The sequence below is a fragment of the Pseudoalteromonas sp. MMG006 genome (assembly GCF_018101025.1).
Lineage (GTDB): Bacteria > Pseudomonadota > Gammaproteobacteria > Enterobacterales > Alteromonadaceae > Pseudoalteromonas.
Genome location: NZ_JAGJEJ010000002.1, coordinates 246425 through 261604 on the forward strand (window position 1 = coordinate 246425; position 15180 = coordinate 261604).

The 15180-nt window shown below is 39.1% G+C and carries 17 protein-coding genes; 15 read left to right on the forward strand and 2 right to left on the reverse strand.

Annotation, left to right across the window (positions count from 1 at the left end; translation table 11 throughout):
* The first annotated feature begins 202 nt into the window (after positions 1-202).
* From J8L73_RS03565 to J8L73_RS03630, 14 genes are all read left to right on the forward strand, one after another.
* Positions 203-2995 carry a monovalent cation/H+ antiporter subunit A gene (locus tag J8L73_RS03565; protein WP_211014863.1) on the forward strand — a complete coding sequence of 931 codons (2793 nt, stop codon included), beginning with the start codon at positions 203-205 and terminating at the stop codon, positions 2993-2995.
* Positions 2995-3348, forward strand: coding sequence for a Na+/H+ antiporter subunit C (locus J8L73_RS03570; protein WP_210999974.1), 354 nt, complete (start codon positions 2995-2997; stop codon positions 3346-3348). Before J8L73_RS03565 ends, J8L73_RS03570 begins: the two co-directional genes overlap by 1 nt.
* Entirely contained in the window at positions 3345-4862 is a 1518-nt protein-coding gene (locus J8L73_RS03575) for a monovalent cation/H+ antiporter subunit D (protein ID WP_211014865.1), read from the forward strand. Before J8L73_RS03570 ends, J8L73_RS03575 begins: the two co-directional genes overlap by 4 nt.
* A complete protein-coding gene (locus tag J8L73_RS03580; RefSeq protein WP_211014867.1) occupies positions 4862-5398 on the forward strand; it encodes a Na+/H+ antiporter subunit E in 537 nt (178 codons plus the stop codon). The genes J8L73_RS03575 and J8L73_RS03580 overlap by 1 nt, the downstream gene beginning before the upstream one ends.
* On the forward strand, positions 5392-5661 hold the full coding sequence (locus J8L73_RS03585; protein WP_210999971.1) for a K+/H+ antiporter subunit F: 270 nt from the start codon (positions 5392-5394) through the stop codon (positions 5659-5661). The genes J8L73_RS03580 and J8L73_RS03585 overlap by 7 nt, the downstream gene beginning before the upstream one ends.
* Before the next feature lie 9 nt (positions 5662-5670).
* Positions 5671-6003 (forward strand): Na+/H+ antiporter subunit G, encoded by a 333-nt coding sequence (locus J8L73_RS03590; protein ID WP_210999970.1) that lies wholly within the window; start codon positions 5671-5673, stop codon positions 6001-6003.
* 305 nt (positions 6004-6308) lie between these two features.
* Complete coding sequence (locus tag J8L73_RS03595) at positions 6309-6749, forward strand: MerR family transcriptional regulator (protein ID WP_211014869.1); 441 nt, start codon at positions 6309-6311, stop codon at positions 6747-6749.
* Positions 6742-8985, forward strand: a complete 2244-nt coding sequence (locus tag J8L73_RS03600) for a heavy metal translocating P-type ATPase (RefSeq protein ID WP_211014871.1) — start codon at positions 6742-6744, stop codon at positions 8983-8985. The genes J8L73_RS03595 and J8L73_RS03600 overlap by 8 nt, the downstream gene beginning before the upstream one ends.
* A 10-nt stretch (positions 8986-8995) precedes the next feature.
* Complete coding sequence (locus J8L73_RS03605) at positions 8996-9349, forward strand: cupredoxin domain-containing protein (RefSeq protein WP_210999967.1); 354 nt, start codon at positions 8996-8998, stop codon at positions 9347-9349.
* A gap of 96 nt (positions 9350-9445) precedes the next feature.
* On the forward strand, positions 9446-9661 hold the full coding sequence (locus J8L73_RS03610) for a TIGR02450 family Trp-rich protein (protein ID WP_210999966.1): 216 nt from the start codon (positions 9446-9448) through the stop codon (positions 9659-9661).
* 621 nt (positions 9662-10282) lie between these two features.
* Positions 10283-10495, forward strand: coding sequence for an EF-hand domain-containing protein (locus J8L73_RS03615; protein WP_058547421.1), 213 nt, complete (start codon positions 10283-10285; stop codon positions 10493-10495).
* Positions 10496-10664: 169 nt separating this feature from the next.
* Positions 10665-10865, forward strand: coding sequence for a calmodulin (locus J8L73_RS03620; protein WP_210999965.1), 201 nt, complete (start codon positions 10665-10667; stop codon positions 10863-10865).
* 81 nt (positions 10866-10946) lie between these two features.
* The gene (locus J8L73_RS03625) at positions 10947-11162 is read left to right on the forward strand and encodes an EF-hand domain-containing protein (RefSeq protein ID WP_058547423.1); all 216 of its coding nucleotides are present in this window, start codon (positions 10947-10949) and stop codon (positions 11160-11162) included.
* 231 nt (positions 11163-11393) lie between these two features.
* Positions 11394-12341, forward strand: coding sequence for an EAL-associated domain-containing protein (locus J8L73_RS03630; protein WP_138683528.1), 948 nt, complete (start codon positions 11394-11396; stop codon positions 12339-12341).
* Between the two features lie 43 nt (positions 12342-12384).
* Here the strand turns inward: J8L73_RS03630 and J8L73_RS03635 are convergent, their stop codons facing one another.
* Positions 12385-14004, reverse strand: coding sequence for a M28 family metallopeptidase (locus J8L73_RS03635; protein ID WP_211014873.1), 1620 nt, complete (start codon positions 14002-14004; stop codon positions 12385-12387).
* Positions 14005-14206: 202 nt separating this feature from the next.
* Positions 14207-14446: an RNA recognition motif containing protein gene (locus J8L73_RS03640; protein ID WP_058547426.1), complete on the reverse strand. Its 240-nt coding sequence runs from the start codon at positions 14444-14446 to the stop codon at positions 14207-14209.
* A 214-nt stretch (positions 14447-14660) separates the two neighbouring features.
* Between J8L73_RS03640 and J8L73_RS03645 the strand changes: the two genes are divergently transcribed.
* Entirely contained in the window at positions 14661-15170 is a 510-nt protein-coding gene (locus J8L73_RS03645) for a VCBS domain-containing protein (RefSeq protein ID WP_348771955.1), read from the forward strand.
* Positions 15171-15180 lie beyond the last annotated feature (10 nt).

A 15180-nucleotide genomic window follows, 5' to 3' on the forward strand; every position in this document is an offset into this window, starting at 1 on the left:
ATATTCGATTTTCAGAGGCTTATTAATTTGTTGAATCTTGTTTATTAAACATACATATAGCGTCGCTTTTCGTAGACAAAATCAGTGTTTTTCAGTATAACTATAGTTATTAATGTCGTTTAAAAACAGGTAGTAAAAGCATCTTTAAGTCACCAAAAGAGGGATGCCCTGATAAACTTATGATAATAAAAGGCCCTACATTATGACTTTGCTCTGGATACCCTTGTTATCCTTAATTGGCAGTGTTATTTCTGCATGCACAGGTAAATTAACCCGAAATCAAAGCGCAGGCCTAACCGCGCTTGCTCCTTTGACTGCTTTGGGCATTACTTTATACCATGCACCTGCCGTTTTAGCCGGCGAAACTATCCGTTACTCCTTATCATGGATCCCCTCTATAGGGCTTGATTTATCACTTAGGCTGGATGGTCTTAGCTTATTATTTATGTTCATGATTTTAGGTATTGGGCTGCTGGTCATTTTATATACCCGCTACTACTTAAGTGCAAACGATTCAATGCCTAAGCTTTACAGCTATTTAATGCTGTTTATGACCGCAATGCTTGGCATCGTTATGTCAAATAACGTTATTCAGCTTTGGCTATTTTGGGAATTAACCAGCATAAGCTCATTTTTGCTTATTAGCTTTTGGTGGCAAAAATCAGAAGCACGTAAAGGCGCGCGCATGGCGCTTGCTGTAACAGGTGCTGGCGGCCTAGCGCTACTGGGCGGCTTAATGCTAATAGGCGATATTGTTGGCAGTTATAATCTAGATACCATTTTGGCAAGCAAGGCTATAATTCAGTCCCACGATTTGTACGAAGTTGCCTTAGTATTAGTGTTACTTGGTGCTTTTACGAAGTCGGCTCAATTTCCATTTCATTTTTGGCTCCCTCATGCCATGGCAGCACCTACACCTGTTAGTGCATACCTTCACTCTGCAACGATGGTTAAAGCCGGTATATTTTTGTTAGCACGTTTTTATCCTGCTTTGTCGGGTACAGATACGTGGTTTCTTTTAGTTGGCTTAACCGGCTTAACTACGCTATTGACTGGTGCATACATAGCGCTATTCAAACATGACTTAAAAGGTTTGCTGGCTTACTCAACAATTAGTCACTTAGGTTTAATCACGCTTTTATTAGGTTTAGATACTGAATTGGCAACCGTGGCGGCTATTCTTCATATTATTAACCACGCTACGTTCAAAGCATCGCTATTTATGGCAACGGGTATTATCGACCATGAGACAGGCACGCGTGATATGCGTAAGCTCAATGGAATGTGGCGATTTTTACCTTATACAGCGACACTTGCGATGGTTGCTGCGGCATCAATGGCTGGTGTGCCTTTGCTAAATGGTTTTTTATCTAAAGAAATGTTTTTTGCAGAAACACTTCATCAGCAAGTATTAGGCTCAATGTCGTGGTTAATACCTGTTTTAGCAACTATTGCCGGTGCTTTCTCGGTTGCTTACTCAGCACGCTTTATTCACGATGTATTTTTTAATGGCGACCCAATAGATTTACCACGTACACCTCATGAAGCGCCACGTTATATGCGTGTACCAATAGAGATTTTAGTTGTTATTTGTTTACTGGTTGGTATTTTCCCACACTTTATAGTGGGTGGTATTTTATCAGCAGCATCATCAGCGGTATTAGGCAAAGCGATGCCAGATTACGAAGTGGCTTTATGGCACGGATTTAACTTACCATTACTGATGAGTGCTATGGCCGTTGCCGGTGGTTTATTTATTTATATAAATCGAAAACACCTATTTCAGTTTCAAGCATCTTTACCGCCATTTAATGCTAAAAAGACGTTTGAACGTGCAGTGTTGTCTGTAATAGCATGGTGCCAATCAAAGGTAAATCATATAGAAAATGGTTCTTTACAGCGCTACTTAGTTATTATGCTAGGGGTTGTATTGTTGTGTGCCGGCTGGCCGCTATTTGAAATGCAAGCATTAGCTGGCACCATGGCGCGAACACCTGTGGATGTGCACAACGCTATTGGCGCTGGTTTATTAATAATAGGCGCTCTAGCCACGGTTATTTGGCATAGATCGCGTGTGGTTGCTTTATTAATGATTTCTATTGTAGGGCTGCTTGTATCTGTTGCATTTACTCGCTTTTCAGCACCTGACTTGGCGCTTACACAATTAACTGTAGAGGTTGCAACGGTTATTTTACTTATGCTTGCTTTGTTCTTTTTACCGCAACATACACCTAAAGAATCAAGCTCGTTGCGGGTTTTACGCGACTTAGGCATTGCTTCGACGTTGGGTGTAGTGGTTGCAAGTATTTGTTATGCGCTACTCACTCGCCCACTTGAGTCTATTTCAGATTTCTTCATAGCGAATGCCAAAACGGGTGGTGGCGGTACCAATGTGGTAAACGTTATTTTGGTCGATTTTAGGGGCTTTGACACGCTTGGTGAAATAACCGTATTAGGTATTGCAGCGCTGGGAATATATAAAGTACTTTCACGAATTCCATTATTTATGCCTGCAAGTGATGGTGAAGGCCGCCCTTGGGCAAGAGAACGCCATCCTATTTTACTTGCGAGTATTTCGCACAGTTTATTGCCACTTGCTTTGCTTGTATCAGCTTACATTTTTTTGCGTGGTCATAATTTACCTGGCGGTGGCTTTATCGCAGGCTTGGTGACATCTATCGCCTTTATATTACAGTATATGGCACATGGCTCGGCGTGGATAAGTGAACGATTTGCTGTCAATTATCGCAAAATTATCGCATCAGGAATTGGTATTGCATTGTTTACTGGTGTAGGAAGTTGGTTTTTTGATAAACCATTTTTAACCACATGGTTTGATTATTTTGATATTCCATTTATTGGTAAGACAGAGCTTGCGAGTGCAATTGTATTTGATTTAGGTGTTTACCTCACAGTGGTAGGTGCAACATTAATGATTTTAGCAAGCCTTGGGAACATGACCGCTGATACCCAGAAAAAAGAGGTAAATATTTAATGGAATTATTGTACGCATCATGCGTTGGAGTATTAGTCAGCTGCGGTATTTTCTTACTGCTAAGAGCTCGCACGTTTCCTGTAGTACTTGGGCTTACTATGATTTCATATGCCGTTAATTTATTTTTATTTTCTGCAGGTCGTTTAACAATTAATAAAGCAGTCGTACTTGGTACGGGCACTGAATATGCCGATCCATTACCTCAAGCCTTAGTACTTACAGCGATTGTTATTGGTTTTGCGATGACAGCGTTTGTGGTTATTTTGGCTATACGTGGTAGAGCCGATTTAGGCAGTGACCATGTAGATGGGCATGTTATCAAAAGTACAACCGATAATAAGGAGCAAAAATGATTCAGCATTTAGCTTCTTTACCAATTTTACTGCCAATGCTTGCTGCGGTAATTCTGCTTTTACCACCGTGCGGTAAAAGCTTACAAATTCGTCGTATTGCTTCATCCATTATGGCAATCATTACTTTTATAACCAGTGTACTGCTTTTACTACATGTTTATGATTCGGGTATCAATGTCTACGCAATAGGTAACTGGTCTGCACCTTTTGGTATTGTGCTTGTTGCCGATATGCTGTCTACATTGTTAGTTACATTGACATCGTTACTTGGCTTAGGTGTTGTTTTATATGGCTGTGCGGGTGATGACGCAAAAGGTAACTTTTTTCATCCTTTAGTCCACTTTTTAATACTTGGCGTAAACGGTGCCTTTTTAACAGGGGATTTGTTTAACGTATTTGTATTTTTTGAAGTACTACTTATCGCATCATATTCATTGCTCATGCATGCTGGTGATAAGCAAAACACCCGCGCCGCACTGCAGTACGTAATATTAAACCTTGTAGGCTCCAGTGTATTTTTAATCGGTTTGGGCATTTTATACGGTGTGCTAGGTACATTAAATATTGCCGATATGGCACAAAAAGTGTCGCAGCTTACAGGCGACGATGTGTATTTAGCAAAAGCCGGTGGCTTATTATTGTTGGTGGTATTTGCGCTGAAAGGTGCGCTTTTACCGCTGCATTTATGGTTACCAAATACGTATGCAAGCGCAAAACCAGTAGTTGCTGCACTATTTGCAATTATGACCAAAGTGGGTGTTTACGCCATGTTGCGTGTGTACACGGTTATTTTTGGCGAGCAGGCAGGGGAACTTGAGCACATGGCTCAGTCTTGGCTTTGGGGCTTAGCTATTGCAACAATTATAGTCGGTGCAATTGGTGTGTTAGCGGCGCAAGACCTACGTAAGCTAACGGCTAATTTAGTTGTGGTATCAGTGGGGACATTAGTGGCTTTAATAGCTCTGCAAAATGTAACGGCGACTGCTGCATTATTATATTATTTAGTACATTCTACACTTGTTTGTGCTGCTTTGTTTTTATTGGCAGATTTAATCGCTACTCAAAGAGGTAAAGTGGGAGACCGTTTAGTCGCGGGCCGCGCAGTTAAACAGCCTTACTTACTCGGTGCTTGTTTTATTATGGCAGCTCTTACCGTTGTAGGTATGCCACCTCTTTCAGGTTTTGTAGGTAAAATATGGATTCTCAAAGCCACATTAAATAGTGAGCAAGCCTTGTTGTTTTGGCCTGTGTATTTAATTACCAGTTTTGTATTATTAATTGCACTATCGCGAGCGGGTACAAGTTTGTTTTGGGAGCAAAAAGATAAAAAGAGTGACAACAGTGATGATGAAAATGCACACCCACTTCAGGTTGTTGTTATTGTAGGGTTACTAGCTTGTTCGCCTTTGTTGGTGATATTTGGTGGCCCAATGAGCGATTATATGCACGATGCAGCTGTCCAATTGCATGATATAAGTGGTGGTATTAGCGCGGTTATTAGAGGAGGTAAGTAATGAGATTACAAGCCCGTTATCGTTGGTTACCTACACCATTTCGTAGCTTATTTTTATTTTTAATATGGCTATTGCTAAATAATAGTGTTTCACCGGGGCATTTAGTTTTAGCAACTTTTTTTGCGATATTTATACCACTACTTAGTTTTTCTTTGCGTGATCCGCAGCCATTAATATTAAAGCCTGGATTAGCGTTAAAGCAGTTGTTTATTGTGTTGTACGATATTGTTGTTGCTAATTTGCAAGTTGCGCTATTAATTATTGGCCCCGCTAAAAAATTGCGACCCGCTTTTGTAAAAGTGCCTATTGATTTAACTCACGATATGCCAATTACAATACTTGCAAGCTGTGTGTCGTTAACGCCTGGTACGGTTAGCGCTGAGGTGTATCCTATACCTGAATCACTTAGCGAAGGTGAAGAACCATCACAACGTTACCTGCTAATACATGTGCTCGACTTAAAAGATGAAGAGGCACTTATCAAATTAATTAAACAACGCTATGAAGCTCCATTAAAGGAGATATTTCAATGTTAGAAATTGTATTACTCATTGTTTTTTCAATGATAGGCATATCGCTATTACTTAATCTATGGCGACTTATTATTGGCCCATCTGTACCTGATAGAGTGTTAGCACTTGATACAATGTATATAAACGTTATTGCGTTGATTATTTTATACAGTATTAGCATGGGGACAGGTCTTTACTTCGAAGCTGCATTATTAATAGCGATGCTTGGGTTTATTAGTACAGTTGCAGTATGTAAGTATTTACTGCGCGGCGACATAATTGAATAAGGTATTACAATGATAAGCGAATGGGTGGTATCGATATTACTTTTATTTGGCGGCGCTTTTATTTTAATAGGCTCGATGGGCTTAATAAAGTTGCCTGATTTTTTTATGCGTTTACATGGTCCAACAAAAGCTACAACGCTAGGTATGGCGAGTATATTAATTGCAGCAATGGTGTTTTTTGCTAACTCTAAAACAGGATTGAGTGTTAAAGAAATACTGATCACTATATTTTTATTAATAACAGCGCCCATCAGTGGTTATATGTTAATTAAATCCGCTATTCATCATAAATTAAAAGCTAAAGAAGGAACTAAAGGGCTTGATAATATAGAAGATGATTAAGCATGTTGATGTAGCTAAAAAGCCGAATAATTTATTTATTCGGCTTTTTTGTTCTATGTGTGAGTATTATTTCGTGCTTTTAGGGCGTAACTGCGTGTACCGAGCATAAAAATTATGCAAAACCTAACAAGAAAATTCATAAATATTTCTATTGTTTATCTAGTCGCTGCACTTAACGTGTTTGTATTTATTTTACTCAATCAGTCTCAGTAAATTTAAATTATGTTTAAATAAAGCAATGTATTGACCTGTGTGTAACACCTAGGTTTATAGTGGTAGGTATTGAAATACGTTGGAGCTAAATTATGTATGTAAAACAATTAGCCAAGCAGATGGATGTAACCCCTGATACGGTGCGTCACTACACCCGTTTGGGCCTTTTAAACCCAATACGTAGTGAAAGCAATGGGTACCAGCAATATACCAAGGCAGATAAACAACGTTTGCAATTTATAATAAGCGCCCGCCAATTGGGGTTTTCTTTAAAAGATGTGCAACACATTATTAGTGAATCAGAGCAAGGTAATTGCCCATGCCCACTTACGCGTAAGATTATAGCCAAGCGTTTAGAAGAAACAGAAGCGCTGTTTCAAGAAACGCTCAAGCTACGTACGCGCATGCAATCTGCATTAAAACAATGGGATGTATCTGCCGATGGCGCTGTTTCAAGTGATGTATGTAGTTTAATAGAGACATTTGTCGATCCTATTCCAAATCCTGTAACAACAGAGGTGTGTGATGAGTAACAGCAAAAACACCGAACTAAACTTTATAATTGAAGGTGCCAATTGTGGCAGTTGCGTTGCCAAAATAGAAAAAGCCCTAAAAAGCGTACAAGGTGCAAATAATGTCGAAATGAACTTTGCAGAGCGCACAGTACGAGTAGAGGGAAGCGCTGAGCAAAGCACTCTAATAAAAGCAGTTGAAAACATAGGCTATGGCGCAAAACCTATGAGTAATAAGTCTGATCAAGATGCCCTTGACGAAAAAGCTAAATCGGATGATGCGCACTATAAAAAGCTTATGCGAAATATGATGCTTGCCTTAGGTGTAGGTGTACCTTTAATGGTTTACGGTCTTATTTTTGATATGAGCGTATCAACAACAACGCAGCGTATTGCATGGTTTGTTGTGGGCATTGTGACCCTTGTGGTAATGGCGGTATCGGGCAAGCAGTTTTATAAAGGCGCCTGGCAGGCATTTAAAAACCATGCTGCAAATATGGATACGTTAATAGCACTTGGTACAGGTACTGCGTGGTTATATTCAATGTTTGTCGTTATTGCACCTAGTTTATTACCTGAAGTAGCACGGCACGTATATTTTGAAGCTTCGTCGATGATCATCGGTTTAATTAGTTTAGGTCTTGCCTTTGAAGTAAAAGCACGTGGGCGCACCTCACAAGCGATTAAGCGCTTAATTGGCTTACAAGCTAAAACAGCGCGTGTTGTACGCCAGGGGCAAGAGCAAGATATTGATATAAATGATGTGCAAACAAACGATCACGTACGTGTACGTCCTGGCGAAAAAATACCGGTAGATGGTAATGTACTTGAAGGCAGCAGCCGTGTTGACGAGTCAATGCTCACAGGTGAGCCTATGCCTGTAAGCAAACAAGTCGATGATAAAGTTGTTGCTGGTAGCATAAATAAAAGTGGCACTTTATTATTTGAAGCCACGCATGTTGGCCACGAAACCACCCTTGCCAATATTATTAATATGGTAAAGCGAGCACAAAACTCAAAGCCTTCAATAGGGCGTTTAGCCGATGTTATTTCGGGTATTTTTGTACCCACAGTGATGATTATTGCCATATTGGCTGCGCTCGCATGGCTAAACTTTGGCCCAGAGCCTTCAATTGCTTATGCAGTGGTCGCGCTTACCACTGTGCTTATAATTGCGTGCCCGTGTGCGCTTGGTTTAGCAACGCCTATGTCGGTAATGGTAGGCGTTGGTAAAGCGGCTGAGTCGGGTATTTTGATTCGTAATGGCGAGTCTCTGCAAACCACCTCTAAAATAACCACCATGATTTTAGATAAAACCGGCACTATCACGCAAGGTGCACCACAAGTAACAGATGTTGTTACGTTTAATAGTGCAGATGAAAACAACGTTATGCAGCTAGTTGCAAGCCTAGAGAGTAGCTCTGAGCACCCTCTGGCAGAGGCTATTATGCAGCATGCTAAAAAACAAAACATAACCTTGAGTAAAGCGACTGATTTTGACGCCATTACCGGTAAAGGTGTAAGCGGTAAGGTGAATGGGCAAATTTTGTTATTTGGTAATAAAGCGCTTATGGATAAATACGAGATTGCTGTTGATGAGGCTACTGAGCAAGCGCACAGGTTTGCAAAAGAGGCTAAAACACCCATGTACTTTGCTTGTGATAACCAGCTAACAGCGTTAATTGCGGTGGCGGATCCGATAAAAGAAGACTCTGCTGAGGCAATAAAACGACTACAACATAAAGGTATTCACCTTGTCATGCTAACAGGGGATAACAAAGCGACAGCACAAGCGGTTGCCAAAAAAGTAGGAATAGATGATTTCATAGCTGAAGTTTTGCCACAGGACAAAGTAAACGAAGTGAGTAAACGTCAGCAACAAGGCGAGATTGTTGGTATGACTGGCGATGGTATTAACGATGCACCTGCGCTTGCTAAGGCGGATGTAGGCTTTGCAATTGGTACTGGCACAGATGTCGCTATAGAAAGTGCCGATATAACGTTAATGCGAGGCTCACTCCATGGCCTAGCTGATGCAATAGCGATAAGCAGTGCAACTATTGGTAACATTAAGCAAAACCTGTTCGGTGCTTTTATATATAACGTAGCGGGTATTCCTATTGCGGCAGGCGTGCTTTATCCATTTTTTGGCTTGTTATTAAACCCTGTGGTAGCGGGAGCCGCTATGGCGCTTTCATCGTTAACGGTGGTTACTAACGCTAATCGCTTACGCTTTTTTAAGCCTAATAAATCTTAGGGAGTAAATTATGTTGATGATTAATATACTCGGCGCCATTTTAATAGCTGCTATTATTTACTGGTTTTGGTTATATAAACCAAAGCAAATTCAAACTGATGACAATGCAGTCACCATAGTAGTAGATAACGGCGTGTACCAGCCTGGCAATATAAAAGTTGCGGCAAATAAACAAGTAGCGCTTACTTTTAATAGAAAAGACAGCGCGCCGTGCGCTGAAACTGTTGTATTTCCAGCGCTTGATATAAGCAAAAGCTTGGCAATGGGAGATGATAATAAAATCACCTTACCTGCACTTAAGGCTGGCGAATACGACTTTCATTGCCAAATGCAAATGTATAAAGGTAAGTTGATTGCTGAGTAACTTAAGCCTAGCTAAGTAATATAAATACGGCCTAGCTATTTGTTGAGCTAAACATTGGGTTAGGCCGTATAACTAAAAAAACGATTATTTAAAGTTATGAATAAATTAAACCCTAAAAAACTACTCAATAGTAAATGGACCGCAACACCAGCCATCAATAAAGAAAAACACTTTATTATTGTCGAAGTTGAATACGACGAAGATGCTAATGTAATTGCGTGCGTTACTGAGTCGGTATTTTCTAAAAACCAATACCCAATTAGTTGGCGCGATTTAAAAGACGCTCAAAAGTGGTGCCAAGGCTGGAAATAGCTTCCATGCATTCAACTTTTACATTTTTTGTATAAGCAAAGCCACTGAGTAAAGGCTTTTACCGGTGGTACTGCATTTAAACTCCCTCCAAAAAACATAATGTTAAAGAGGATTTAATAGGTCTTAGGCTTTGCAAATTTCTCTTTTAAATACAGCGCCCATAATAAAATTCGCCATTTGGCAACAAAACCATGTTTTTCTAAATATTTTTTAAAATCACGATAAAATATTTTTAAATTATTTTAAAACTCATTTATTTCAAAGGCTTAAATTTTTTAGCTTTGTGCTTTAAACCCTGTTTATTTTTCTGTTCATAGTAAGTTTATTCTCATAACCATCAAATTATTGGTTTTAGTTTGTAATTAGCTTTTGTGTGTCTTTTTTATTAATTATAACTTATTGATTAAATTGATATATTTATAACCATACTGACTGCTGTTGCTAAAAAGCAACAAAATTACTCCCATCATAATGCTTTGCCGATACATTTTAAGCTTAACTATATGTTTTTAAATAAAAAATAAAACATGGCATCGAAGTTGTTATACCTAAGATGTAATTAGCAAAACGTGATGAAAGCCTCAGGCCTTAATCGCAACAACCCAATGAAGGAATACGATTATGAAAACATTTCAGTCAACATTAGTACTAATGGCTTTAGCTTCTTCATCAGCGGCTTTTGCAGCAACAGATTTTGATACGTTAGACACAGATGGTAATGGCGCAGTTAGCCTAGCCGAAGCATCAGTAGATGCAGAACTTTTAGGCCAATTTGAAGAACTTGATACAAACCAAGACGGTGAGTTATCACAAGATGAGTTTTCAAAGGCATAAGTTAAAACCAGCTAATGCTCTATGATGTGATCTAAATTCTGAGTTGCCAAAGACAACCTAAATAGGCAAGGGAGCCTATTAAAAAGAATAACCAGGAAGTGAATAGTGACCAACATAGAGCAAATTTTTAGAGCTATTTAGATTTTGCATGTAATTGAAGGATTTAATTATGACAAAGCTGCAATCAGCCCTCGTTCTTTTAACACTGGTTTCATCATCAGTGGTATTTGCAAATACAGATTTTAAAACTCTCGATGCACACGAGCAGGCTTTACAATCTCAAGACGAAGTGCAAACAAAGCAATTGATGGAACAACTAAATATGCAAAGTCATGATGGCCTAACTGAAAACGATTTTTTTGAATATTAATTTATACAAAATCGACTCCTAAAGGATCTTCGAAAAGGACTTCTTACCCATTAATCAGGCTTAACGCCTAAGGAAATGATTATGAAAACACTACATAAAACGCTAGCTCTTGCGGCACTTGTTTCTTCTTCAGCGGCCTTTGCTGCGGTAGATTTTAGCTCTTTTGATGCTGATGGCGATGGTGTTATTAGCAAAACAGAAGCAAAAGTTAATTCTCAACTAGTGCAGTTATTTGATCAATTAGACGCAGATGGAAATGGCGAGTTATCTAAAGAAGAGTTTTCAAAGGTTCAATAATTAGCCTATATTAAGCGCATTAAAAACCTAACCGGTCATACTCACAAAGCAGCTAAGTAATTAATACTAAGCTGCTTTTTTGTGCGTGAAAGAAGAATTTAAGCTGATTTGTCACCAAAGGAGTGCAACCTTTAGCTTATTTAAAATATAAGTTATTGAATATGTTTGCTTTTAATACTTGGTTTTAAACTTGCTTAGCTACTTACAGAGTTAATCTATGAGTGTAAAAATATGGCGCGAATGAGTTATATAAGTAGTGTAGAGCGTTACCACGAGTATGAGCATGTAATACATAGCTTGCTCGAATCAATTTTAATGAGTATTGAAGATGGCTTAACTAAAGAGCGAGATACTCGTTATCTTGTAAAGCAGTATCCATTTTTAGAATTACAATATTGCTTAAATGAACAAGGCTTGCAGCAAGGCAATAATGTCTGTTTTAAACGCGCGTATGCAAAAAAATTAGGCACAAGCGGAAATCAACAAGATTTAAGTGAGCGGCCCTACTTCTTGCAATCAAAAGCGAATGATGCTGTGTGCTTTACCGACCCTTACATTTCGATTGCAACGCATCATTTATGTATATCGGCAATTAAAGAGCTTAAAAAACCTATTAATAATCAACACTATTTAGTGGTTGATGTAAGTTTAACGCAGCTTATAGAGTTTATTATGGGGGATACTGCACGCGCTAATATGTCACCTTACTTTAAAGCAGGGTACGGTGTTATTGTGGCATGCTTATTTGGCCTTGTATTATTTTTGCTAAACATTGTTTTTAGCGATATATATGCATTACTAACTCATGTAGACACATCATCAGATCCCTTAGAGCCCTTTAGTATCATTATTTATATCACGCTTGCGTTAGCAGTATTTGATTTAGGTAAAACGATACTTGAAGAAGAAATTTTAATGCACAAGGATATTTTTAGGCATTCATCAACACGGCGCACCATTACCCGGTTTATATCTACTGTGCTAATCGCTATATCTATTGAGGCGCTACTAACTATGTTTAAAGCGGCGCTAGGGCAGGCTGAATATTTAATGCCGGCTATTGCGATGATGTTAGCAGTGGTAGGGCTTTTAATTGCATTAGCTATTTATGTTTACTTAGGGGCTAAGGCTGAAACCCTATTAATGCGAGCGCGCTTAAAGCAAAAATCCTCCAAATAGGAGGATTTTTATTATATAAAATTAAAACTGCTAAGCTTGTTTATTATGGCTTATCTTGTGCGCGTTTTGCTTTAAAGTCTGAGTCACTAGTCCATTTAGGCCAATCGCCATTGTTGGCAAGCTCAGAGGCTATATCGACAATAAGCTCTATATCTTGCTTTACGCCACCTAAAGACCATTTTGGCGAGTAATCGTCGGCTTCTTTATGGTATTTATGCGCAATGTAATCGGGGTCGGTATCGCCAAGGCTCATAAACAATAAGCTAGGAACGCCTTGCTTAGAAAGCGAGAAATGATCAGATCTAAAAAACAAGCCATTTTGCGGGCGAGGATCCATTTTAACAGCGCGGCCTTGCGCTTTAGCAGCTTTTGCTAAATAGCTTTCCATTGTTGATAAGTCTTTGCCGTACTGCAAAATATAATCAGTACCATCGAGTACGTTCATACCATCAATGTTTAATAGCCCTACCATTTGCTTGGTCGGTACAACCGCACCCGAGGCAAATTCTTGCGAGCCAATAAGCCCGGTTTCTTCTGCGGTAAAGTTGGCAAAAATAATTGAGCGTTTAAATGGTGTTTGCTGGTGGATTTGATTCATAATGCGTGCAATTTCAAGTGTTGCAGCTGTGCCAGAAGCGTTATCTACCGCACCATTATAAATTTTAGGGCCGCTATCGCTTTGTTTAGTGCCAAAGTGATCCCAATGTGCGCTTACAACCACGTACTCGTCTGGTGATTCGCTACCCGTAATTTGCGCAACTACATTATGTGATTTGGCATGCGATACTTCATTTTTAAACGAAAGATTCGCTTTTAAATTAAGTGGTGTGGCTTTAAAGTCATCATTTAAAGCGCTTTGTTTTAAATCTTGATAGTTAAGCTTTGCAGCATTAAAAATTTGCTCAGTAGAATTAAGAGTTAGCCACCCCATAACAGGTAATTTAGAGGCGTTTAAATTGTTATCCATTAAGGTATATTTAGTACCTGTGTTTGAACTTTCAACTACGCCCCAAGGATAGGCGGCAGGGGCTGTTTCATGAACAATAAATACAGCCTTTGCACCTTGGCGTGCGGCTTCTTCGTATTTGTAAGTCCAGCGACCGTAGTAGGTCATAGCGTTACCCGTAAATAGCGCATCATTTTGAGTCGCAAATCCAGGGTCGTTTACCAATACGATAACTGTTTTACCCTCAACATCAATGTTTTCGTAATCGTTCCAGTTGTATTCAGGTGCATTAATACCATAGCCCACAAATACAATATCAGAGTTTCGCACATCTATCACTGGCTGTAGCTGCTCGGTACGTGCGGTAAAGTCTTTACCCGCAACAAAGCTTAAATCAGCCACGTTTAACTGCATATTTTGATTAGCCGTCACCATCGCCATTTTTACCGGCTGTAAGTATTTACCTTTATATGCACCTGTTAAACCAAGCGCTTTATATTGCTCGCTTAAGTAACCCACTGTTTTTACTTCACCTTGGGTCAGTGGGCCGCGTCCTTGAAAGTCGTCAGAGGCTAGCGTTTTAATATGATGTTTAACGTTATTTAGGCTCACGCCAGAGGGTGTTTCTAGAGGAGAGTGTTCGTTAGCAGGCTCTGAGCAGCCAAATAGTGCAACTAGCAAGCTTAGGCTAGCGCTTTTTAAAAGTGTAGAGGCCATAGTCTTCATTTTATTTTTTAAAATAGGCTTTTAATATAAATGAATAGCAGTTGTGATGTCGAACTTTTATGTGTTTACTTCAATAAGATAGATGTGGCAAGCCAGCGCAGGTTTAACTTTATGGTCTCAAGCTCAAAACCTTAATGGAAAAAATAAAAAACCAGCAAATAGCTGGTTTTAATCATATATAGCAAGCAGCTAATTACTCATCTGCGTATTTTACGCGGATTTTACTTTTATCAACGCTTAGTTGATTGAGTGCTTTAATAGCGCTTTTGCTTTCTATGTCGTTTGGCATTTCTACAAAGGCAAAGCCTTTTGACTGGCCTGTCTCTTTATCAAGTACTAAGTTACAAGTAGTCACTTTACCGTGAGCTGCAAACAACGTACGAAGTTCTTGCTCGGTAGTAGCGCGAGACAAGTTACGAACTAATAATTTCATATTTAACCTAAATAATGGGTTCAGTAATGATTATCTCAAGTAACTTAGCTTTAGCCTAATTTTATTTTTACCCTCTCATTTAAAGCTGCTTTTATATAGTAGTTAAGCCTAAAAGTATAAAGCCCCATTGGTAATAAAGATTTAGTTATTAAAACAAATAATTGGTAAGTTACACGCCAATCTATTTACATTTAATTAACTCGGGTTGTGGTTTATGTCAAAATTTGGCTTACGTGTTATAACTATTTTTTCTGTTTGTTTTATAGGTTTTTTAGTTGTAGGTTGCGGCAGCTCAGGATCAAACAGTAAGCCTGTAAATGCATTGGTAGCAGCGCAGAGCGCCGTAGTAATTAGCGCTCAAACAGTTGTAAATATTGAAAGCAATCGAGAAATTGCAATTACAGGTGAGCTATTTATAACAGATGCACAAACCGATAAAGTAACTGTAACATCGGCTGATGACACGACAGCTAAAGTGTCTATAACAATTATAGGAGTTGCACGCTCTGACGATTTTTTAGTAAACAAAGAGACAAAGCTGAATGCTGATGGTATCAATACAGGGCTAAGTGCTTATACGTTAATAGAAAATGCTTTTAGTGAAGGTTCGATTGAATCACCCGACATGTATAGCGGGAATCATCAAGATGTTGAGCATATTATTGATGAATGGGTAGCGGTATTTGTTCAAGCTACTTTTAGCGAAGAGGGCAGTTTGATATGACCCTAAGCCG

Coding starts and splice junctions, on each gene's coding strand:
- J8L73_RS03565 (WP_211014863.1), top strand. CDS start 203: ATGACTTTGCTCTGGATACCCTTGTTATCCTTAATTGGCAGTGTTATT.
- J8L73_RS03570 (WP_210999974.1), top strand. CDS start 2,995: ATGGAATTATTGTACGCATCATGCGTTGGAGTATTAGTCAGCTGCGGT.
- J8L73_RS03575 (WP_211014865.1), top strand. CDS start 3,345: ATGATTCAGCATTTAGCTTCTTTACCAATTTTACTGCCAATGCTTGCT.
- J8L73_RS03580 (WP_211014867.1), top strand. CDS start 4,862: ATGAGATTACAAGCCCGTTATCGTTGGTTACCTACACCATTTCGTAGC.
- J8L73_RS03585 (WP_210999971.1), top strand. CDS start 5,392: ATGTTAGAAATTGTATTACTCATTGTTTTTTCAATGATAGGCATATCG.
- J8L73_RS03590 (WP_210999970.1), top strand. CDS start 5,671: ATGATAAGCGAATGGGTGGTATCGATATTACTTTTATTTGGCGGCGCT.
- J8L73_RS03595 (WP_211014869.1), top strand. CDS start 6,309: ATGTATGTAAAACAATTAGCCAAGCAGATGGATGTAACCCCTGATACG.
- J8L73_RS03600 (WP_211014871.1), top strand. CDS start 6,742: ATGAGTAACAGCAAAAACACCGAACTAAACTTTATAATTGAAGGTGCC.
- J8L73_RS03605 (WP_210999967.1), top strand. CDS start 8,996: ATGTTGATGATTAATATACTCGGCGCCATTTTAATAGCTGCTATTATT.
- J8L73_RS03610 (WP_210999966.1), top strand. CDS start 9,446: ATGAATAAATTAAACCCTAAAAAACTACTCAATAGTAAATGGACCGCA.
- J8L73_RS03615 (WP_058547421.1), top strand. CDS start 10,283: ATGAAAACATTTCAGTCAACATTAGTACTAATGGCTTTAGCTTCTTCA.
- J8L73_RS03620 (WP_210999965.1), top strand. CDS start 10,665: ATGACAAAGCTGCAATCAGCCCTCGTTCTTTTAACACTGGTTTCATCA.
- J8L73_RS03625 (WP_058547423.1), top strand. CDS start 10,947: ATGAAAACACTACATAAAACGCTAGCTCTTGCGGCACTTGTTTCTTCT.
- J8L73_RS03630 (WP_138683528.1), top strand. CDS start 11,394: ATGGCGCGAATGAGTTATATAAGTAGTGTAGAGCGTTACCACGAGTAT.
- J8L73_RS03635 (WP_211014873.1), bottom strand. CDS start 14,004: ATGGCCTCTACACTTTTAAAAAGCGCTAGCCTAAGCTTGCTAGTTGCA.
- J8L73_RS03640 (WP_058547426.1), bottom strand. CDS start 14,446: ATGAAATTATTAGTTCGTAACTTGTCTCGCGCTACTACCGAGCAAGAA.
- J8L73_RS03645 (WP_348771955.1), top strand. CDS start 14,661: ATGTCAAAATTTGGCTTACGTGTTATAACTATTTTTTCTGTTTGTTTT.